Raw genomic sequence first — 19,532 nt, forward strand, 5'->3', positions numbered from 1 at the left:
GATTGTGTTGAAAAACCCGGCGCTGAGATCGGCGCTGGCGCGAGCCTGAGCGGCGCTCTGAGGCTTCGCCCCCGCTTATGCGGGGGCTGTGGTGGCTGGCATGGGGATCAGCTTGGCCATTTTCCGGAGGTTTTGGGCGGTGGCTGCGAGGAGGAACTCGTCTCTTGCGCCGTTTGGACCTCGCAGGCGCAGGCGATCCATCCTGAGGATGCGCTTGAGGTGCGCGAACAGCATCTCGACCTTCTTGCGCTGGCGGCGCGAGACCAGATAGGCGTCGGTCGTGGCGATATCGCGGGCCAGATCACGGGCGCCCTCGTGGACTGAACGCAGGATCTTGCGCGCTGGTTGGGTCGGGCAACAGCGCGGCTTGAGAGCGCAGGCACTGCAGTCGAGCTTGCTGGCGCGGTAACGCAACATGCCGTTCTCATCGACGAACGGACGTTCCTCGCGATAGACCTTCTGCCTCTGGCGCAGCCGCTTGCCAGCAGGGCAGATATAGCTGTCATCCTCATGGTCGAAGGTGAAGGCCGAACGCTCGAAGGTATCATCGCGGCGGGCAGACTTGTCGAACACAGGGATGTGCGGCTCGATGCCGCGCTCCTCGACCAGCCAGGACAGGTTCCTTGCATCGCCATATCCGGTGTCGCCCACGAGCCGCTCGGGCCAGAGGCCGAAGCGCTCCTGCGTCCGGTCGATCATGCGGCGCTGGGCGGTCACCTCGGCCTGACGGATGGCGGTGGTCGCCTCGACATCGACGATCACTGCGTTCTGGAGATCAATGAGGTAGTTGGTGGCATAGGCGAAGAAGGCACGCTCGCGGCTTGCCGCTGTCCAGCGTGCGGCCGGATCGGCCACCGCCAACTGCTTGGGCGGCACCGGGGTTGCGCCCCCGAAGGCCGCATCGTCGAGCACAGCCAGATACTCGCGAACGGCATGGCTGGTGGCCGGGTCCGGCAAGCCATCGGCCTGATCGACGGCATGCTGGCGGTTCACATCGGCGCGCACGAGGCTGCCATCGACCGCGAACCCTTCACCGCCGACCAGTCCTTCGGCGATGCAGCGCGCCACGGTCGTCTCGAACAGCTGGCGCAGCAGATCACTGTCGCGGAAGCGACCGTGACGGTTCTTCGAGAAGGTCGAGTGGTCGGGCACATCGCCTTCCAGCCCCAGGCGGCAGAACCAGCGATAGGCGAGGTTGACATGCACCTCCTCGCACAGCCGCCGCTCGGACCGGATGCCCATGCAGTAGCCGATGATCAGCATCCGGATCATCAACTCGGGATCAACTGACGGTCGTCCGGTCGAGCTGTAGAAGGGACGCAGATGTTCGCGAATGCCCGACAGGTCGACGAACCGATCGATCGAGCGCAGCAAATGATCCTGCGGAACATGCCGCTCCAGGTTGAAGCTGTAGAACAGGGCCTCCTGCGCCACCGTCCGCTCACCCATCATCCGACCGTCTCCGCTTGTCTGCCAAGACATAGAATCAATACTTTAGCCCGATTGCAAGGAGGAGTTTTTCAACACAATCGGGTGGTTAGGCGACGCTTTGTCTCTTCGTCATCTCAGCGAAAGCTGGGATCGCTGTCGGTCAGTGGATCTGCTCGAAAAGGTCATCCCATTCAGGGTTGCCCGTTTCAATCTGCTCGATCTTCCACGGACGCTTCCATGCCTTCATCGCTTTTTCTCTGGCGATGGCGTCGGCGATCTCGGCGTGAGGCTCCGCATAGACGAGCCGGTCAAGGCCGTAACGACGACAGAAGGTGGAACCCTTGCCGTGCTTGTGTTGCATGATCCGTGCGGGCAGGTCGGCAGTGACGCCGATATACAGTACGCCGCCGCGCTTGCTGGTCATGATGTAGACCCAGCCGCCTGTTGCCGTGAGCTAGCATGAGAGCGAGAGCGATCCCAGCTTTCGCTGGGATGACGATCGTTCGTGCTCGCCAACGTCCGCAACGTGGTCGAAAGCCGAACGGCGGCTTTTTTCCGACAGCGCGGCAAAGCAGCCGTTTCGTTCACGCCTCCCGCGCCGCTTCGCGCCAGCCAATGTCGCGGCGGCGAAAGCCCGAGGGGAAGTCGATCGCGTCAAGCGCGGCATAAGCGCGCGCCTGCGTGAGGCGGTAGCCTGATCGCCCCGCGCGTTGAGCGGTCAGACTTTGCCCCCCGACATTTTTTCACTAAGCCGATCTCGAGGAGAATTCGCGATGAGCTTCCTGCGCCGACTGTTCGGAAGGGACGCGCCTGATGGCGCTGCTCCCGTCGCACCTTCCGAGATCTTCGAAGCGTCGATGAATTTCGATCTGGAGAACGTGCGCCCTTTCCTTGAACGGTTGCGCGACCGGCGCGGGATCGGGTTTGATGTGGACGCGCTTGTCCCGTTTACAAGCGGGACCGAAGTCAATGAAGAGCGGAGAATGGCCCAAACCGCCATTTTCAACGGCAGGGAGGTAAGCCTGCGATACGGCGTCTTCATGGACGATATCGACGCGCCCGATCTCTATTTCTTCGTTCCCAACAAGGCGCTCGTCGCCGCGATCAATGCCGAATGGGAAGACTTTACTGAAGAGCTCGGTATCTAGGCCGACGTGTCAGTCGCGCCTCCACGCTCCCGCGCCACCTCCCGCCAGCCGATGTCGCGGCGGCAGAAGCCGGATGCGAAGTCGATCGCGTCGACCGCGGCGTAGGCCTTGGCCTGCGCCTCGGTGACATTCGCGCCCGTCGCCGTGACGGCGAGCACGCGGCCGCCGTTCGCCACCAGCATGCCGTCTTTCAGCGCCGTCCCGGCGTGGAAGACCTTGGCGCCCTCCGACTCGACATTGTCCAAAGCAATCGCACCGCCCTTTTCGGGGGTGCCGGGATAGCCCTTCGCGGCCATCACCACGGTGAGCGCGGTTGCGTCACGCAGTGACACTTCGGTGCCCGCCAGTTCTCCCTTGGCACAGGCGAGCATCAGCGCGACCAGATCGCTCTGAAGGCGCATCATCAGCACCTGGCACTCCGGGTCGCCGAAGCGGGCGTTGTATTCGATCAGCTTGGGGCCGTCCGCCGTCAGCATCAGCCCGGCGAAGAGCACGCCCTGATAGGGATTGCCCTCTTCGCGCATCGTCCGCACCGTGGGCTCGATGATCTCGGCCATGACGCGGGCCTGCAATTCTGCCGTCAGCACCGGAGCGGGGGAGTATGCGCCCATGCCGCCGGTGTTGGGGCCGGTGTCGCCGTCGCCGACGCGCTTGTGGTCCTGCGCGCTGCCAAAGGGGACAATCGCGGTGCCGTCGGTGAGCGCGAAGAAGCTCGCTTCCTCGCCAGCCATGAACTCCTCGATCACCACCTGCGCGCCCGCGCCGCCAAAGGCCCCGCCGAACATGTCGGCGAGCGTTTCTTCGGCGTCCGCGAGAGTTTCAGCGATCACCACGCCCTTGCCCGCCGCGAGGCCATCGGCCTTGAGCACGTAGGGCGCGGCAAAGCGGGCGAGTGCGGCGCGGGCCTCTTCCAGCGACGACGTGCGCACGTAGCCTGCGGTCGGGATGCCGGCGCGGGCGCAGAGGTCCTTCGTAAAGCCCTTGGAGCCTTCGAGCTGCGCGGCGGCCTGCGAAGGACCGAACACCGGCACGCCCGCCGCCCGCAGCGAATCCGACAACCCATCCACCAGCGGTGCCTCGGGGCCGACGACGACGAGGCCGATTGCCTTGTCAGCGCAGAACGCAATCACCGCGCCGTGATCGGTCACGTCGAGCGCGACACACTCTGCCTCTTCCGCGATGCCGGGATTTCCGGGGGCGGCGTAGAGCTTAGTCAGGCTCGGGGATTGCGCCAGCGACCATGCCAGCGCATGTTCGCGGCCTCCCGAACCCAAAAGCAGGATATTCATGGCCCCTCCGCCGACGAGTGATGATGATGCCGGGCTGGTAGCGCGCGAAAGGCAGGGCGACAACGCCCAGCCGCTGACCATCAGCGAGATTTCCGCGTTGCTGAAGCGCACGGTCGAGGACCGCTTTGGCTATGTGCGCCTGCGCGGCGAGCTTTCGGGCGTGAAGCGCGCCGCATCGGGGCATTTCTACTGCGCCTTGAAGGACGAAGGCGCGGTGATCGACGGGGTGATGTGGAAGGGCAACGCCGCACGCCTCAATTTCCGCGCCGAGGATGGCCTCGAGGTGATCGCCACCGGCAAGCTCACCACCTATCCGGGGCGCTCCAAATACCAGATCGTGATCGACAGCCTCGAACTGGCGGGCGAGGGCGCGCTGCTGGCGCTGCTGGAGAAGACCCGCGCACGGTTGGCGGCGGAGGGCCTCTTCGCGGCGGAGCGCAAGCGCGCCTTGCCGTTCCTGCCGCAGGTGATCGGCGTGGTGACTTCGCCCACCGGGGCGGTGATCCGCGACATTCTCCACCGGCTGGCGGATCGCTTCCCGACGCACGTCATCGTCTGGCCTGTGCTGGTGCAGGGCAATGGCGCGGCGGAGCAGATCGCGGCGGCGGTGCGGGGGTTCTCGGGCCTCGCCGCTGACGGCCCCATCCCCCGCCCCGACCTCGTCATCGTCGCGCGCGGGGGCGGGTCGATCGAGGACCTGTGGAGCTTCAACGAGGAAGCGGTGGTGCGCGCCATCGCGGAATGCTCGATCCCGATCATCAGCGCGGTAGGGCACGAGACCGACACCACGCTCGCCGATTACGCTGCAGACCGTCGCGCGCCCACGCCCACCGCCGCTGCCGAGATGGCGGTGCCGGTGCGCGCCGATCTTGCCTTCACCCTCACCGATCTTGCCGCCCGCCAGCGCCGCGCGGTCTATCGCCCGCTCGAGCTGGGGCGCGAGCGGCTCGAAGCGCGCGCCCGGCTGCTGCCGCGCCCGGAAAACCTGCTGCAACCGCAGGCACAGCGGCTGGACGACCTCGCCGAGCGCCTGCGCCGTGCGCTGGGCGACCGTTCCGCCAAAGGGCGCGAGCGGCTGGCGGGGGTGGCGGCGCGCCTCTCCCCCAGCCTGCTGTCGCGCTCTGCCGCCGAGGCGCAGCGGCGGCTCGAGCGCGCGCGGCTGACCCCGGCGCTGGTCGAGCGGCCCCTGCGGCAAGGCGCCGACCGGCTCGCCGCGCTGACCCGCGTGATGAGCCAGCTGCACCCGGAAAAGCCGCTCGAACGCGGCTATGCCATTGTGCGCGGGGCTGCGGGACAGGCGCTGACCACCCGCGCCGAAGCCGCCAGCGAAGCACGGCTGCTGGTGCAATTCCGCGACGGCACGCTCGCCGCGGTTCCCGCCGATGGCGCACCGCCCCCGCCCCCAACTCCGCCTCCCGCCCCGGCGCGCAAACGCCCTGCGCCGCGCCCGGCGGCACAAGATGATTTGTTCGGTTAGCCACACGGTGCTATCACCCGCCCCATGCTGATGTCCTCCGCCGACAAGACCGCCAAGCTCTATTACGGCCCTTCAAGCTTCCGCATCCTGCGCCCGGGGAGCCACGTGCTCTGCGCTGTGACGGGCGCGCCGATCCCGCTCGCCGAATTGCGCTACTGGAGCGCCGAGCGGCAGGAGGCCTATGCCTCGTGCGAGATTGCCACGCGCCGCCTGCTCGGCCTTGACTAGGGCGGGCGGAATATCGGGCCTGCGCGCGATTGCGGCACTGGTGGCCGCCGCTGTGCTGGGGTGGGCTGCGGCCAGTCCTGCATCGCCCCCCGAAGACGGCGCCTTCCAAGGGCAGAACACGCGCTTCTCATGGTCCGGCGCATTGACGCAGGGCGGCTTCATCCGCGGCCTCGCGCCCGATGGGGCGGTGGCGGTGACGGTGGGCGACACGCCGGTCGACCTGGCCGAGGACGGCAGCTTCTTTGCCGCCTTTGACCGCGATGCGCCTGCCGCAGTGCCGATCAAAGCGCAGCTTGCCAGCGGGCAGCTGCATGGCGAAGCGCTCCCCATCGCCCCGCGCCAATGGCAGATCGAGCGGGTCGCCACGTCCAAGCGCAGCGGCGGCGGCTCGGACGAGGCCTACTGGAAAATCCGCGAGCCCGAATACAATGCCATCAACGCCGCCCGCGCACAGCGCACCGGGGCGAAGGGTTGGCGGCAGGATTTCATCTGGCCGGTGAGGGGGCGCATTTCCGGTCGCTTCGGGCGTCAGCGGATCTACAATGGCGAGCCAGCCGCCTACCATTCTGGAATCGACATCGCGCCGGGCAACGGCGTGCCCTTCGTCGCTCCGGCCGACGGGGTGGTGGTGCTCGCGCGCACCGGCTTTAGTCTCGAAGGCGGGCTCATCATCATCGACCACGGCAGCGGGCTCAACAGCGCCTTCCTCCACGCCTCGCGGATCGTGGTGCGCGAAGGCGAGCCGGTGACGCAGGGCCAGCATATCGGCAATGTCGGCGCGACCGGCCGCGCGACCGGGCCGCATCTGCACTGGAGCCTCAAATGGGGCGATGCGCGGCTCGATCCGCTGCTGTTCACCGGGCCGATGAACTGAGGTGGCAAGACCTCGCAGGCTCCTTGCGGCGCTGGCCGTGGCGCTGCTCTGCGCGCCGGGGACATGGGTGCGCACGCCGTTGCCGAACACCGCGCCGCGCGATGTCGCCGTCACCCGGTTGCAAGGCCCCGGCCTCACGGGAACACCCGGCTGGGACATTGCCGGGGTGTGGGAATATGATGCCGAAAGCCTGATGTTCGGCGGCTATTCGGCGCTGCTGGCGCTGTCCGGCGACCGGCTGCGCGCCTTCACCGACCGCGCTTTTCGCATGACACTGATCGCGCCCGATGAGGACGACCCGCAAGAGCGGATCGACCGCCAGCTGGTCGCGCGCGAGGATGCGAACCACCTGTGGGACATCGAATCCGCCACCCGCGATCCCGCAACCGGGCGCTACTGGTTGGGCTATGAGAACCGCCACACGATCCACCGCTTCACCCGCGAAGGCATCATCGACGGCAAGCGCGACCTCACCGGCGAGGTCGATTGGGGCGACAATGGCGGGGCGGAGGCGATGACACGGCTCGCCGACGGTCGCTTCGTGATCCTGCCCGAAGGCGGGCGCGAGGGCGTGATCTTCGCCTATGACCCGGTCGAGGGCGCGCCGATGCAGCGCTTCGCCTTTCGCAACCCCGCCCCCGGCTTTGCCGCCACAGACATGGCGCAGTTGCCCGATGGCCGGTTGCTGGTGCTGATGCGCGATGTGGTGTGGGCCTGGCCGGCCTTCACCAGCCTGATCGCGATCGGCCCGCCTCCGCAAGCCGGCGGCGTGTTCGCGCCCGAGAAGGTGCTGCAGCTCGATCCCGCGATCCCGCGCGAGAATTACGAAGGCCTCACCCTGCGCCCGCGCGCGGACGGGCGAATCGACGTGTGGCTGATATCGGACGACAACCTGTCGGTGATGCAGCGCACGCTGCTGGTGAAGCTGATCTTCGATCCCGCCGCCTGAACGGGCGCGCGCCACACAAACGAAAAGGCGCCCGGAATGCCGGACGCCCGATCGGTTCGCCAAGGCCCCGCGGGGCCCTGCGGAATTAGGCCGCAGCCTGAGCCTTCACCAGTTCACGCTTCACCTTCAGCGCATTGGTCGAAAGCTTCTCGTCGCTGGTCTTGAGCAGCCAGTTGTCGAGCCCGCCATTGTGCTCCACCGAGCGCAACCCGTGGGTCGACACGCGAAACTTGAAGCTGCGGTCGAGCTTTTCGCTCATCAGCGTGACGTTCTGCAGGTTGGGCAGGAACACGCGCTTGGTCTTGTTGTTGGCGTGGCTCACATTGTGGCCAACCTGGCGGCCCTTGCCGGTCAGTTCGCAGATGCGCGACATGGTGTGTCTCTTCTCGTAAAGTTCGGGTCTAATCCGGGAAAGCGGCGCGCATAACGGGCGAGGGCCGAATCGTCAACCCGCTTGCGCCGATAGCGCGCCCCCGATCGGTTCGCCCTGCAAAAGCCACGGCCTGGCGGCTTGCCGGATGGCGGAGGGAACTTCTCATGCCGCCGGTCGCCTCTCCCCCCAGATCGTGAGGGGGTTGGACCCTGCTTGCGTGCAAACAGGAGAACGAACATGAAGCGTATCATCGCCAGCACTCTCGCCGCAACCTTTGCGCTGGGCCTCGCCGCGTGCGATGTGGACCAGACCAAGGAAGGCGACATGCCCGAAGTGAATGTCGAAGGCGGCGAACTTCCCGAGTATGATGTCGAAACCGCCGATGTCGATGTCGGCACCAAGGAGACGACCGTTACGGTTCCCGATGTCGATGTCACCATGCCCGATGCTGAAGGCACGCCGGCGACCGGCGACGAATAAGCCTGCCTTTCAGGGGCGCGCCGCATGAGCGAGGCGGGATTCCGCAGCTTCATGGGGCGCGCCCTTGCGCTTGCCCGCACCGCAGCTGATGTCGGCGAAGTTCCGATCGGCGCAGTGGTCGTGAAGGATGGCGCCATCATCGCCGAGGCGCACAATGCGCCGCGCACCGATCACGACCCCACCGCCCATGCCGAAATCCTCGCGATTCGCCGCGCCGCGCAGGCGCTGGGCGATGAACGCCTGACAGGCTGCGAGCTGTGGGTGACGCTGGAGCCCTGCGCGATGTGTGCGGGCGCCATTGCCCATGCCCGGATTGCCCGGCTCTATTACGCGGCCAGCGATCCCAAGGGCGGCGCAGTCGAGCACGGCGCGCAGGTGTTCGACCAGCCGCAGACGCTCCATCGCCCCGAAATCTACTCCGGCATCGGCGAGGATGAGGCGGCAGAACTGCTGCGCGCCTTCTTCCGCGAGCGGCGCTGAGGCCGATTGCTCTCTCATTCCCGTGCCCGCGCGCGCCCCTTGCGATGGGGCTTGGCGAAGCGGGGCACCGGTGTCAAAAGCGACGCGCGCGACCCCGCACCCTCGCGGGCCCGCCGCGCATGATGCTTTTGCGGTTTTCATCCTTTCCGGACTCCGCAGCACAGGGGAAGGCCAACAGAACAACCCATGCCCAGTTCCGCAAAGACCCCGACGATCAACGATGTCGCCCGCCTCGCCGGGGTGTCGAAGAAGACTGTCAGCCGCGTCATCAACCGCTCCGCGCTGCTCAGCGACGAGACCCGCAGCCGGGTCGAAGCGGTGATTGCGGAGCTGGGCTATGTCCCCAATCCGCAGGCGCGCGCGCTGGCGCTGCGGCGCAATTTCCTGCTCGGGCTGATCCACGACAACCCCAATGCCCAGACCGTGCTGAACTTTCAGGAAGGCGTCATGGGCGCAATCCGCGACACCGAATTCGCGCTGGCGGTGCGCCCGGTCGATCGCCACTCACCGACGATGATGGACGACATCCGCCGCTTTCTCGAACAGCAGCGGCTCTACGGCGTGCTGATTCTCCCGCCGATCTCGGAGAATGATGCGCTCGCGCAGCTGTGCCGGGAGATGGGCTGCGGCTATGTCCGCATGGGCTCGGCGATGCTGGACGACGGCGATCACATGGTCGCCTCGAACGACCGCGAGATGGTGACGCAGGCGGTCGATCATCTGGTCGAACTCGGCCACCACCGGATCGCGCTGATCGAGGGGCCGACCGGCTTTCGTTCGGCGCTGGAGCGGCGCGAGGGGTTTCTGGCGGCGATGGCGGCGCATGGCCTGCCGGTGCCCGCAGCGGCGCGGGCGCAGGGCACCTACCGCTTCGAGTCCGGGCTGACTGCGGCGGGCACTCTGCTCGACGCCGCCGAGCGGCCCACCGCGATCTTCGCCAGCAATGACGAGATGGCCTCGGGCGCGTTCCACGCCGCGCGCCAGCGAGATTTGCGGGTGCCGGACGATCTTTCGATTATCGGTTTCGACGATTCGCCGATCGCCGCGCATATCTGGCCGCCGATGACCACGGTCGGCTGGCCGGTGCGCGAAATGGGCCGCGCCGCCGCCTTGAAGCTGATTGCGCCCGGCACCCCCGAGGCGCAGGAATCGCGCTTCCTCGCCCGGCTGGTGAAGCGCCAGTCGGTCGCCCCGCCCAAGGGTTGAAACGACAGCGGCCGAAAAGCAGGTTGAAAGCCGCCCCACTTTGGCGCTACACCCCTTCATGACACCGGTTTCCGCAAGCAGGACACAGACATGAAGATCGCGCTCATCACCGAAAACAGCCAGGCCGCCAAGAACCCGATCATCCATGAGGCGCTGACCGCCGTGGCCGAGCCGCTGGGGCATCAGGTGTTCAATTACGGCATGTATTCGGCGGAGGACGCCGCCTCGCTCACCTATGTGATGAATGGGCTGCTGACGGGCATTCTGCTCAACTCCAAGGCCGCCGATTTCGTGGTCACCGGCTGCGGCACCGGCATGGGCTCGATGCTCGCCTGCAACGCCATGCCGGGCGTGTTCTGCGGGCTGGTGATCGACCCGACCGACGCCTTCCTGTTCAGCCAGATCAACGCGGGCAACGCGATCTCGATGCCCTATGCCAAGGGCTTTGGCTGGGCGGCGGAACTGAACCTGCAGGATTGCTACGCCAAGCTGTTCGAAGGCGAGCCGGGCGCGGGCTATCCCAAGGAGCGCGCCGCGATCATGGCGGTCAACCGCGGCAAGCTGGCCGATCTCAAGGCTGCAAGCTGCCACGACATGCTGAGCGTGCTCAAGAACGTCGATCAGGACCTGCTGCGCGCGGCGATCGCAGGCGAGCGGTTCGCGGAATATTTCTATCCCAACTGCCAGGATGACGGCATCGCCGCCTACCTGAAGGCGCTGTAAGCCGCGGACGAGGGGGAGAGACACATGGCGATATCCTTCGACCTCACCGGCAAGCGCGCACTGGTGACCGGGGCCAATACCGGGATCGGGCAGGCGATTGCGGTCGCGCTGGCCGAGGCCGGGGCCGACGTGGCGCTCGCCGGACGCAGCGCGCCCGATGAAACGCTGGCGCTGATCGCACAGGCGGGGCGCAAGGCGGTGGATCTGCGCGCCGACCTGTCCTCGATCGCGCCGGTGGCGGGGCTGGTGGAGGAGGCGGTAGCAGCGCTGGGCGGGCTCGATATCCTCGTCAACAATGCCGGGATCATCCGCCGCAACGACCTTGCAGACTTCACCGAAGAAGACTGGGACGCGGTGGTCGACACCAACCTGAAAACGCTGTTCTTCCTCAGTCAGGCGGCGGCCAAGGTGATGATGGCGCAAGGCGCGGGCAAGATCATCAACATCGCCTCGCTGCTGAGCTTTCAGGGCGGGATCCGCGTGCCGAGCTATGCTGCCGCGAAGTCCGGTGTCGCCGGGCTGACCAAGGCGATGGCGAACGAACTCGCGCCCAAAGGCGTGCAGGTCAACGCCATCGCGCCGGGCTATATCGCCACCAACAACACCGCCGCCTTGCAGGCTGACGCAACGCGCAACCGCCAGATCCTCGAACGTATCCCGACCGGGCGCTGGGGTAGCCCCGAGGACATCGCCGGAGCAGCGGTGTTCCTCGCCAGCGGCGCGTCGGACTATGTCACCGGCCACATCCTCGCGGTCGACGGCGGCTGGCTGGCGCGGTAATCTCCTCCGATGACCGTCACCTGTTTCGGCGAAGTCCTGCTGCGCCTCTCGCCGCCGGGTCGGCAGCTGCTGGTGCAGGCGCAGAACCTCGACATGGTCGTCGGCGGGGCAGAGGCGAACGTCGCTTCGGCCTTGGCGAGCCTCGGGCACGCGGTGCGCTTTGCCGGGGTGTTGCCGGATAATCCCCTGGGCGAGCGGGCGCTTGCCGCGCTGCGCGGGGCGGGGGTAGGCGTGCAGCACATCGCCCGTGCGCGGGGGCGCATGGGGCTCTATTTCCTCGAAGCCGGAGCGGGCGCGCGCGCCTCGGCGATCACTTACGACCGCGCCGGAAGCGCCTTTGCGACCGCCACGCCCGAGGCGATCGACTTCGCGGGCGCGCTGGCGGGCGCACGGCTGCTTCATTGCGGCGGGATCACCCCCGCGCTCGGCCCGCAAGGCGTCGCGCTCGCACGGGCGGCGCAGGATGCGGCCAAGGCGGCGGGCATTCCAATCTGCTTCGACGGCAATTACCGCGCGCAGCTCTGGGCCGCATGGGACAGCGATCCGGCCGTGATCCTGCGCGATCTGGTGGCGGACGCGACGATCCTGATCGGCAACCACCGCGACATCTCGCTGCTGCTGGGCCGCGACTTCTCGGGCGAAGGCCCGGAGCGGCGGCGCGAGGCGGCGGAGGCGGCGTTCGAGGCCTTCCCAAACCTCGAACTGATCGCCTCGACCGCGCGGCATATCGTCACCAGCGACCACCACCGCATCGCCGCACGGGTCGACAGTCGCGGGGGGAACCATCAGACCGAGGACATCGACGTCACCGGCATCGTCGACCGCATCGGCACCGGCGACGCTTTCGCCGCTGGCGTGCTCGACGGCTGGCTGGCTAGCGCGGGGCTCGAGGTGATGGCGCAGCGCGGGCTGGCGCTCGCCGCCTTGAAGCACAGCATCGCAGGCGACATGTGCCCGGTCACCCGCGCAATGCTCGACAGCTTCAGCGCGGGCGCAGGCGACGTTCGCCGCTGAACGCGCCTATTCTCCGTCGCCGCGGCGCCCGGCTTCGAGGATCGGCAGCCCCGCCTCGGTCGGCACATAGATGATCTTGCCCTGCGACTGGCTGAGGTTCTCGATATAGAGATAGCGCAGATAGCCCTCGGGCCCGCCCAGCCCGTCAGCGACGATGCGGTTGGCCTCGGCGACACCCTTGGCGCGCTCGACCTCGGCCTGGGCGAGGAGCTTGGCGCTCTCCAGCTTGGCCTCGGCTTCCAGCGTGGCGATCTGGCGGTTCTGGCGCGCCTGCGCGAGTTCGGCCTCGCCCGCGGTCTCGGCGTTCCAGACCCGCACGGAGTTATAGGCAGCGCAGGAGCCCAGCCCTCCGCCGACCACCACGAGCAGCAGAAAAGCGATACCCAGCACCAGCGACCAGACGGAATTTGCGGCATTCATGAGCTTTGCGACTCCTTACTGAGGTAAACGAATTACAGGCCCCGCCAGATCCGTGCCGGGGCGGCATCCTTGGCGCCCCGGCGCGACGGCGCGCAGGCCGCCGGGCGGAAGCTCTTGGAATAGCACAGGCGGATTTCCTCCAGCCAGCCACGTTCATTGAGCTTCACGCCGATCGCATCCTCGCGCCAACCGGGGTTGGCATCGACAAGCGCGGCGCGGATTCGGCCTGCTGTCAGGCCATCTTCGCGGCTGATGCGGTCGTAATCGGGCAGGCGCAGGCCGCCATAGAGGATGCGGATCACATTCAGATATTGCGCGGGCCGCTGCACCATGCAGCTACCGTGCTTGGCCCATTGGCGAGCGACCAGCCGCTCGGAGGGGAGCAGGCACATCGCGCCGCGCACCTCGGCGGGGGTGAGCGCCGCCTTCGCCTCGCACCACTGCGGCCAGCTTCGCCCGCTCTCGGGCCACAGCCCGTGGACGACGAGCCCGAAGCGGCCGCTGCGCCCGCCGCACTGGAAGGCGTGAGAGCGATCCTCGGCGCGGGGCTTGCAGAACTCGGGGCTCCAACTGAGCGCCATGGTGTAGCCGGTGACCGGCAGGGTGCGGCGCGGCGCATCGGGGGAGACGGCCGGCACGCGCGACACCTGCGGCGCGCGGCACTGATAGGCCTGCGCGTGCAGCGCGCCAGGCGCGGCCAGAAGCAGCGCGGCACCCGCCAGATGAGCCCGGCCCGATCGCATCAGTCGAATGTCGAGGGGTCCATGCCGATTGGCCCGTGTTCGAACCAGGCATTCGCATCGGGCCGGAACAGGCACCACAATGCGGCCAACTGCATCACGGCGGTGACGACCGTGATCGCCGCCTGCACGAATGGCAGATCGATCAGCGCCAGCGGGACGCTGAGCAGGCCGATCAGGGTCAGCACGACCAGAATCCACTTCGCGACCGTGCTGGCGCGGCGAGAGACAAAAAACCACAGCAGCAAAGAGAATCCGAAACCGATCACGATGGAACTGATCAGGAAACCCGCGCCCGTCACGCCGAGTTCAGCCATCGCCGGGTCGGCTTCGATCTGAGCCATAGTGATGTTGTAGGACAAAGCGGTGTTCACGACGCCCAGCGCAAGCGAGCCGAGAAAAATCTGGTCAAATCTGACAATCGAGGCAGGCCGCATGGTGATCCCCTTCCGAACGCGCGCAGCGACAAGCTAACACGCCGGAAAGCCGAGTCTATTCGAAAATCGCCGGAACATCCTCACCCTCCGGCTGACGGGCGAAGCAGTGCGCAGCCTGCGCGGCGATGAGGCTATTCGAAGACCGCAGGATCATCCCTTTTCCTGACCTCGAACCAGCGATTGCTGGCCGGCGTGAACAATATCCCCACGGCAAGCAGACTCAACGCCAGCGACGCCAGCCACGCGGTGTCGATCGCTCCGCCAGCCGCGATCAGGCGGACACCCTCGGGGACGTTGAGCAGCTTGCCAAGCCCCAGAAAGGCAACCATCCAGCGAGCGAAACGCACAGCGGAAAGCCAGACCATCGCCACCGGGATCAGCGCGATCGAAAGGCGCGCGCTCAGTGTCACGATCACCGCATCACGCGACCAATCGAACCCGGGCGCATTGGCACGCAACATCTGCTGGAGCTCCGGGATATCTCCCAGACCGTCCAGAAACGCGATCACCGCAGACGCCAGAAACGCCGAGGCGAAAATGTTGATGCTGAGCGGCCGCGTACGCGAAAGCGCGATCATACCGGCTTGAAATCCAGCCCGATGTCCGCCGCGGGCGCGCTCTGGGTGAGGCGGCCGACCGAGATGTAATCGACCCCGCTCGACGCCTTGGCCGCAATGGTGTCGAGGTTCACGCCCCCGCTCGCCTCGGTCGGCACCCGGCCTGCTACCAGCGCGACCGCCTCGGCAAGGGTCGCGGGGTTCATGTTGTCGAGCAGCAGGTGATGCGCGCCTGCCGCCAGTGCCGGTTCGATCTGGTCGAGCCGATCGACCTCGCAGATGATCCGCGTCACCCCGGCATCGCGCGCGCGGGCGACCGCCTCGCCGACGCTCCCGGCGACCGCGACATGGTTGTCCTTGATCATCGCCGCGTCCCACAGCCCCATGCGGTGATTCTGCGCCCCGCCCATGCGGGTGGCGTATTTTTCGAGGAAGCGAAGGCCCGGGATGGTCTTACGGGTATCTAGCAGGGTGCAGGCCGGGTTGCCATCAGGCCCGCGCATCGCGGTGACATAGGCCTGCGTCATTGTCGCAATACCCGAGAGGTGCTGCACGATGTTCAGCGCGCTACGCTCGGCTGTGAGCAGCGCGCGGGCCTTGCCCTCGATCCGCATCAGGTCGGTGCCCGCAGGCACCTTGTCGCCATCGGCCGCGAGGGCTTCGATGGTGCAGTCGGGGTCGAGCGCGCGGAAGAACGCCTCGGCCAGCGGAAGCCCCGCGACGACGATCGCATCGCGGCTGTCCATGACGCCGGTGAAGCGCGCATCGGCGGGGATCACACTCTCCGAAGTGACATCGCGCCCGCCACCGGGGAGGCCCTCGCCAAGGTCTTCGGCCAGCGTTGAGCGGATGAAGGCGGCGAGGTCGAAGCCGGGGAGGGTGAGGGTCATGCTGGCACTCTAGCCGTTCGCCTCGAGCGAAGTCGAGAGGCCTTGGCACACGGTGTCTCGACTACGCTCGACACGAACGGTGATGGACGCATCGGAGCCAAAGGCTCCGCAAGGGCGACCGCCCGCCCGCAGCGGGCGCGGCTTTGCCGCGCGTCTAGCGAGGACGGGGGCGCGGAGGCGCCCCCGCACACATCAATGCACGAAGCGCGCCACCACGTCCCTGTAGCTGCGGCTCACCTTCACCTCGGCGCCCGAATCCAGCACCAGGAAGCATTCGCCGTTGGTATGCGGCTTCACCTGCCGCACCAGATCGAGGTTGACGATGGTGCTCCGGTGGACGCGCTGGAACTTGCGCGGGTCCAAGCGGCGCTCCAAGTCCTTCATCGTCTCGCGCAGCACCAGCGAATTGTCGCCGGTGGAGATGATCATGTAATCGCCCGCGGCTTCGATATGCTCGATCGTGTCGACCTCGACGCGGAAGATCTGGCCGCGGTCCTTGACGTTGATGAGCTTTTCGAACCGGTCGGCGCTGTCTGCGGTGGGTGCCGTGGTCTCGACGAAATCCGCCGCGCGTTCGGGGGCGATTTCGGCCAGCACGTCGAGCAGCTGCCCGGCATCCTCGGCCGACTTCTTCTCGGCAAGGCGCTGGCGCACGCGCTCGATCGTGTCGGCGAGCTTCTGTTCGTCGACCGGCTTCATCAGGTAGTTGACGGCATTGGCCTCGAAGGCGCGGATCGCGTGTTCTTCATAGGCGGTGACGAAGACGAACAGCGGCGGCTCGATCTCCATCACGCCCTTCACCACGGAAAAACCGTCGAAACCGGGCATCTGAATATCGAGGAACACCAGATCGGGCTTCTCGGTCTTGATCTTGCGGATCGCCTCGCGCCCGTTGGCGCAGGTATCGATGATCTCGACATCGTCGAAGGCTTGCAGCCGCAGTTGCAGGCCCTGAATGGCGAGCTTCTCGTCGTCGACAAGGATGGTTCTGATGGTCATGCGGGGGTTCCGATTGCTTTGGGGGGGGGATTGAGGGGGATGATGTTGTCGCCCCCGATCACACCGGCAGGGGAAGCCGGTGGGACGGGTTCGGCTGCATCGCCCCGGGTGAAGGGGATTTCGATCAGCACGGTGAAGCCGCCCCCAGCTTCCGAACGGGTTTCGAACAGGTGATTCTCGCCATAGGCCTGCGCCAGGCGGTTGCGGATATTGGCAAGCCCCACGCCGGTCGAGACCGGACGGCCCGGCACGGGTGGCTTGCGCAATTCGTCGGGATCGCGCGCGAGGAAGCGCTGCATGTCCTCCACGCCGGGCCCGGTATCCTCGACCGTCAACCGCAGGCGGTCCCCGATCACCCGCGCGGTGAGCGCGATGCGCGCGCCTTCTTCCTGAGGGCTGACGGCATATTTGATCGCGTTTTCGACCAGCGGTTGCAGCAGCATAGCGGGAAGCTGCGCGTCCATTGCTGCATCGTCGATCTCGAAATGGGTGCGCAGGCGCTCCTCGAACCGCATCCGTTCGATATCGAGATAGAGCTGCAGGGTCTCGATCTCCTGCGCGAGACTGACCTGGCTGCCGGGCTCGGCGATCAGGGTGTGTCGCAGGAAGCCCGAGAGGCGCGTGAGCATCGCATTGGCGGGCTCGGTCTGCTTGAGCAGGACCAGCGTGCTGATGGAATTGAGCGTGTTGAACAGGAAATGCGGGTTGAGCTGATAACGCAGCATCGCCAGCTGCGCGGCGGTGGCCTGCGCTTCCAGTCGCTCCAGCCGGTCGGCCTGTTCTTCCACGGTGAGGAAGAAGTTGATCGCGTAATAGAGCGCGCTCCACCCGCCCAGCAGCGTCATCGGCAGATAGAGCAGGCCGATCAGGCGCTGCACGAAGGTGTCGCGGCCTCCCCCGGTGTAGACCCCTTGCACCCAGGCATCGATCGAGGCGTGCAGCAGCACCGCCACGATCAGCACCACCGCCGTCAGCCCCCAGGTCACCAGCGGCTGCTGTCGGATCAGCTGGCGGTAGATCACCGAGAGGATCAGGCTGATCGAAAAGCCGGTGATGGTGGTCACGAGGATCAGCGCCAGCACGGCCAGTTCCTGCTTGTTCGCCAGCGCCGAGACCGCGCGCAGCAGGAATGCCGCACCCCAGCCCGCCAGCTGGAGGTTCCAGAACGCCCGGTTCTTGCTCGCAAAGAACGGCGCCGCCTGGATCTGGAGCACTGCCATAGGCCGAGCGGTCTAGCTCATTTCATCGCAGAGAGCACCGCAAATCGCGCGCGCCGCCTCTGGGGTGACACGGCTCGGCGCAGCGATCACCGGCTTGCGGCGCGGGCGGCGCCTTCGGCAGGATTGATTTCCCGGCGGAACTGCTTGGCCCAGTCGGCCTGCCCCTCGGCGGTCAGCCACGCTTTGACCGCCGGCAATTCGGCGGCCATCGCCTCGGCGCGCTCGTCCCAGCCTTCGTGAGTGCGGCGCAGCTTGAGCCCGGCATCATGCGCCGATCCCCAGCGGGTCATGAAGGTCACCGCCGCCGCCGGATCATAGCCCGCATTGGCGAGCAGCCAGGGCACCAGCCGGTCGGCCTCGCGCTCGATCCGGCGGACATTGCGCGCGCTGCGCCCGTTGCGGTCGAGCCAGGCGTCGTGGCCCAGCACGTTGTGCGCCAGCTCATGCGCGACCAGCGCGGCGAAGACCTCTTCCTCGGGATAGTCGAAGGCCGGAAAGCCCATGCCGATCACCACCCGCGACCCGTCGGCGACAGCCTTGCGGCCCTCGCCCATCAGTTCGAACCGGGTGGCGCAGACCGGCACCGGCTGCACCCGCGCCTCGGCCCCGCCCGCAAAACCGATGGTGATGCCGCCATGTTCGGTCAGCATCGCCTCGACATGGTCATGCGCCTTGACCAGCCGCTGCCAGTCCATCGCGCTGCCGGCGGGCCAAGCATTGGGATCAAAGCGTTCGAGCCGCACCACCTCGCGGTTGCGGGTGAACACCCCGGCGCGCGCGGCGGGCGAACCGCGCGCGGCGGTCTGCACCGCGAAATCGCGCTTCAGCCCCAGCGCCGCGCGGGCGATGGCGGGCGCGCCATAGCTCGCCATGTCCTGCAATTGCAGCCCGATGCTGGGCACCACGCGCGGGCAGTAGGGCGCATTGGCGGCGGCGAGCTGCCAGCCCACATCCTGCAAGCGCTGGTCAGCATCCTGATAGCGCCCGATCGCCGCGCGCTCGGCGGCATAGTCGATCGTCTGCGCCGCAGCGGGCGCGCCCATGAGCGCCAGCAATGCGGCCAGCGCCAGCCGGTGCATCAGCCCGCCTCTGACGCCTTGGCCAGCGCGGCCTTGAGCTTGTCGTAGCCGACCGCCCCGCCGAACGGCGTCTTGCCCGCGACCCAAGCCGGGGTGCCGTTGAAGCCCAGCGCGCGGGCAAAATCGAGGTTGCGGGCGATTTCGGTGGTGACCGCCTGAGACGCGGCATCCTTTTCGGCCTGCGTCATGTCGAGCCCGGCTGCCTTGGCCGCTGCCGTCACGTCGCCGCTGGCGAACATCGCGTCGTGAAACGCGCGGTACTTGCCCTGCATCGCCGCCGCCAGCGCCATGCGCGAGGACACGTCACTGCCTTCGAAGATCGGCCATTCGCGGATCACCACCTTCAGCTCGGGATCTTCGGCGATCAGCCGGTCCACGTCCTTCAGGCTCGCCTCGCAATAGGGGCAATTATAGTCGGTGAACTCCACAAGCACCTTGCTACCGTTCGGATTGCCGAGCACCGCGCCGGGGAAGGGATCGAACACCGCGCTGCCCATCTGTGCCAGTCGCTTGGCCGATTCCTGCGCTTCGTAGGCCTCGGCCATCTGCGGGAGCATGTCGGGATTGGCGAGCAGGAAGGCGCGGGTGCGGTTGTCTGCCAGCCCTGAATAGGACCACACTGCCGCGCCAAGAAAGCCGAACACCAGCGCGAGGAGCGCGGTCAGCAGCGTGGTGCCGAGGGTCGTGGTTTTATCGGATGGCATGCGGATGTTCCGTGAGTGATGGCAGAGCGCGCGC

At 67.0% G+C, this 19,532-nt stretch carries 24 protein-coding genes; 11 read left to right on the forward strand and 13 right to left on the reverse strand.

The genetic code is table 11. The features are described from left to right. Nucleotides 1–75: 75 nt before the first annotated feature. Together BZF59_RS02915 and BZF59_RS02920 are read right to left on the reverse strand one after the other, a co-directional pair. Nucleotides 76–1,452: an IS1182 family transposase gene (locus BZF59_RS02915; RefSeq protein ID WP_086606213.1), complete on the reverse strand. Its 1,377-nt coding sequence runs from the start codon at nt 1,450–1,452 to the stop codon at nt 76–78. A 139-nt stretch (nt 1,453–1,591) separates the two neighbouring features. Beyond that, nucleotides 1,592–1,858: a GIY-YIG nuclease family protein gene (locus tag BZF59_RS02920; RefSeq protein ID WP_281251633.1), complete on the reverse strand. Its 267-nt coding sequence runs from the start codon at nt 1,856–1,858 to the stop codon at nt 1,592–1,594. A 346-nt stretch (nt 1,859–2,204) separates the two neighbouring features. Between BZF59_RS02920 and BZF59_RS02925 the strand changes: the two genes are divergently transcribed. Beyond that, nucleotides 2,205–2,579, forward strand: coding sequence for a hypothetical protein (locus BZF59_RS02925; RefSeq protein WP_086606765.1), 375 nt, complete (start codon nt 2,205–2,207; stop codon nt 2,577–2,579). On the opposite strand, the gene purD is transcribed toward BZF59_RS02925, so the two are convergent. Beyond that, nucleotides 2,576–3,868 carry a phosphoribosylamine--glycine ligase gene (gene purD / locus BZF59_RS02930; protein ID WP_086606766.1) on the reverse strand — a complete coding sequence of 431 codons (1,293 nt, stop codon included), beginning with the start codon at nt 3,866–3,868 and terminating at the stop codon, nt 2,576–2,578. The two genes, BZF59_RS02925 and purD, sit on opposite strands and share 4 nt — an antisense overlap. On the opposite strand from purD, the gene xseA reads away from it, so the two are divergent. The 4 genes from xseA to BZF59_RS02950 are packed head-to-tail and all read left to right on the forward strand — an operon-like array spanning nt 3,867 to nt 7,396. Continuing rightward, nucleotides 3,867–5,345, forward strand: coding sequence for an exodeoxyribonuclease VII large subunit (gene xseA / locus BZF59_RS02935; RefSeq protein ID WP_086606767.1), 1,479 nt, complete (start codon nt 3,867–3,869; stop codon nt 5,343–5,345). The genes purD and xseA overlap by 2 nt on opposite strands. 24 nt (nt 5,346–5,369) lie before the next feature. Next, a complete protein-coding gene (locus BZF59_RS02940) occupies nt 5,370–5,573 on the forward strand; it encodes a DUF2093 domain-containing protein (protein WP_086606768.1) in 204 nt (67 codons plus the stop codon). Continuing rightward, on the forward strand, nt 5,566–6,447 hold the full coding sequence (locus BZF59_RS02945; RefSeq protein ID WP_245805994.1) for a M23 family metallopeptidase: 882 nt from the start codon (nt 5,566–5,568) through the stop codon (nt 6,445–6,447). Before BZF59_RS02940 ends, BZF59_RS02945 begins: the two co-directional genes overlap by 8 nt. Nucleotides 6,448–6,484: 37 nt before the next feature. Beyond that, nucleotides 6,485–7,396: an esterase-like activity of phytase family protein gene (locus tag BZF59_RS02950; protein ID WP_086606770.1), complete on the forward strand. Its 912-nt coding sequence runs from the start codon at nt 6,485–6,487 to the stop codon at nt 7,394–7,396. A gap of 85 nt (nt 7,397–7,481) precedes the next feature. On the opposite strand, the gene rpmB is transcribed toward BZF59_RS02950, so the two are convergent. Continuing rightward, a complete protein-coding gene (rpmB, locus tag BZF59_RS02955; protein ID WP_086606771.1) occupies nt 7,482–7,769 on the reverse strand; it encodes a 50S ribosomal protein L28 in 288 nt (95 codons plus the stop codon). 237 nt (nt 7,770–8,006) lie between these two features. On the opposite strand from rpmB, the gene BZF59_RS02960 reads away from it, so the two are divergent. The 6 genes from BZF59_RS02960 to BZF59_RS02985 all read left to right on the forward strand — a co-directional run bounded on the left by BZF59_RS02960 (nt 8,007) and on the right by BZF59_RS02985 (nt 12,452). Further along, a complete protein-coding gene (locus BZF59_RS02960) occupies nt 8,007–8,249 on the forward strand; it encodes a hypothetical protein (RefSeq protein ID WP_086606772.1) in 243 nt (80 codons plus the stop codon). A 24-nt stretch (nt 8,250–8,273) separates the two neighbouring features. Next, nucleotides 8,274–8,729 (forward strand): tRNA adenosine(34) deaminase TadA, encoded by a 456-nt coding sequence (tadA, locus tag BZF59_RS02965; protein ID WP_245805995.1) that lies wholly within the window; start codon nt 8,274–8,276, stop codon nt 8,727–8,729. A 186-nt stretch (nt 8,730–8,915) separates the two neighbouring features. Then, nucleotides 8,916–9,935: a LacI family DNA-binding transcriptional regulator gene (locus BZF59_RS02970; RefSeq protein WP_086606773.1), complete on the forward strand. Its 1,020-nt coding sequence runs from the start codon at nt 8,916–8,918 to the stop codon at nt 9,933–9,935. Nucleotides 9,936–10,025: 90 nt separating this feature from the next. Then, on the forward strand, nt 10,026–10,658 hold the full coding sequence (locus BZF59_RS02975) for an RpiB/LacA/LacB family sugar-phosphate isomerase (protein WP_086606774.1): 633 nt from the start codon (nt 10,026–10,028) through the stop codon (nt 10,656–10,658). 24 nt (nt 10,659–10,682) lie between these two features. Beyond that, nucleotides 10,683–11,438: a 2-dehydro-3-deoxy-D-gluconate 5-dehydrogenase KduD gene (kduD, locus tag BZF59_RS02980; protein ID WP_086606775.1), complete on the forward strand. Its 756-nt coding sequence runs from the start codon at nt 10,683–10,685 to the stop codon at nt 11,436–11,438. Nucleotides 11,439–11,447: 9 nt separating this feature from the next. Further along, complete coding sequence (locus BZF59_RS02985; RefSeq protein WP_086606776.1) at nt 11,448–12,452, forward strand: sugar kinase; 1,005 nt, start codon at nt 11,448–11,450, stop codon at nt 12,450–12,452. A 6-nt stretch (nt 12,453–12,458) separates the two neighbouring features. On the opposite strand, the gene BZF59_RS02990 is transcribed toward BZF59_RS02985, so the two are convergent. From BZF59_RS02990 to BZF59_RS03030, 9 genes are all read right to left on the reverse strand, one after another. Then, nucleotides 12,459–12,872 (reverse strand): SPFH domain-containing protein, encoded by a 414-nt coding sequence (locus tag BZF59_RS02990; protein WP_086606777.1) that lies wholly within the window; start codon nt 12,870–12,872, stop codon nt 12,459–12,461. Nucleotides 12,873–12,904: 32 nt separating this feature from the next. Beyond that, the gene (locus BZF59_RS02995; protein WP_086606778.1) at nt 12,905–13,615 is read right to left on the reverse strand and encodes a ribonuclease T2 family protein; all 711 of its coding nucleotides are present in this window, start codon (nt 13,613–13,615) and stop codon (nt 12,905–12,907) included. Further along, nucleotides 13,615–14,049 carry a hypothetical protein gene (locus BZF59_RS03000; protein WP_086606779.1) on the reverse strand — a complete coding sequence of 145 codons (435 nt, stop codon included), beginning with the start codon at nt 14,047–14,049 and terminating at the stop codon, nt 13,615–13,617. The genes BZF59_RS02995 and BZF59_RS03000 overlap by 1 nt, the downstream gene beginning before the upstream one ends. Nucleotides 14,050–14,180: 131 nt before the next feature. Further along, a complete protein-coding gene (locus BZF59_RS03005) occupies nt 14,181–14,627 on the reverse strand; it encodes a hypothetical protein (RefSeq protein ID WP_086606780.1) in 447 nt (148 codons plus the stop codon). Continuing rightward, on the reverse strand, nt 14,624–15,496 hold the full coding sequence (nadC, locus tag BZF59_RS03010; RefSeq protein ID WP_086606781.1) for a carboxylating nicotinate-nucleotide diphosphorylase: 873 nt from the start codon (nt 15,494–15,496) through the stop codon (nt 14,624–14,626). Before nadC ends, BZF59_RS03005 begins: the two co-directional genes overlap by 4 nt. A gap of 192 nt (nt 15,497–15,688) precedes the next feature. After that, nucleotides 15,689–16,495, reverse strand: a complete 807-nt coding sequence (locus tag BZF59_RS03015) for a LytR/AlgR family response regulator transcription factor (protein WP_086606782.1) — start codon at nt 16,493–16,495, stop codon at nt 15,689–15,691. Further along, on the reverse strand, nt 16,492–17,715 hold the full coding sequence (locus tag BZF59_RS03020; RefSeq protein ID WP_086606783.1) for a sensor histidine kinase: 1,224 nt from the start codon (nt 17,713–17,715) through the stop codon (nt 16,492–16,494). The genes BZF59_RS03015 and BZF59_RS03020 overlap by 4 nt, the downstream gene beginning before the upstream one ends. An 86-nt stretch (nt 17,716–17,801) precedes the next feature. Further along, nucleotides 17,802–18,794, reverse strand: a complete 993-nt coding sequence (locus BZF59_RS03025) for a M48 family metalloprotease (RefSeq protein ID WP_245805996.1) — start codon at nt 18,792–18,794, stop codon at nt 17,802–17,804. After that, the gene (locus BZF59_RS03030; protein WP_086606784.1) at nt 18,794–19,498 is read right to left on the reverse strand and encodes a DsbA family protein; all 705 of its coding nucleotides are present in this window, start codon (nt 19,496–19,498) and stop codon (nt 18,794–18,796) included. The genes BZF59_RS03025 and BZF59_RS03030 overlap by 1 nt, the downstream gene beginning before the upstream one ends. Between the last annotated feature and the right edge of the window lie 34 nt (nt 19,499–19,532).

Origin of the sequence: Erythrobacter donghaensis (assembly GCF_002155425.1) — a bacterium.
Lineage (GTDB): Bacteria > Pseudomonadota > Alphaproteobacteria > Sphingomonadales > Sphingomonadaceae > Erythrobacter > Erythrobacter donghaensis.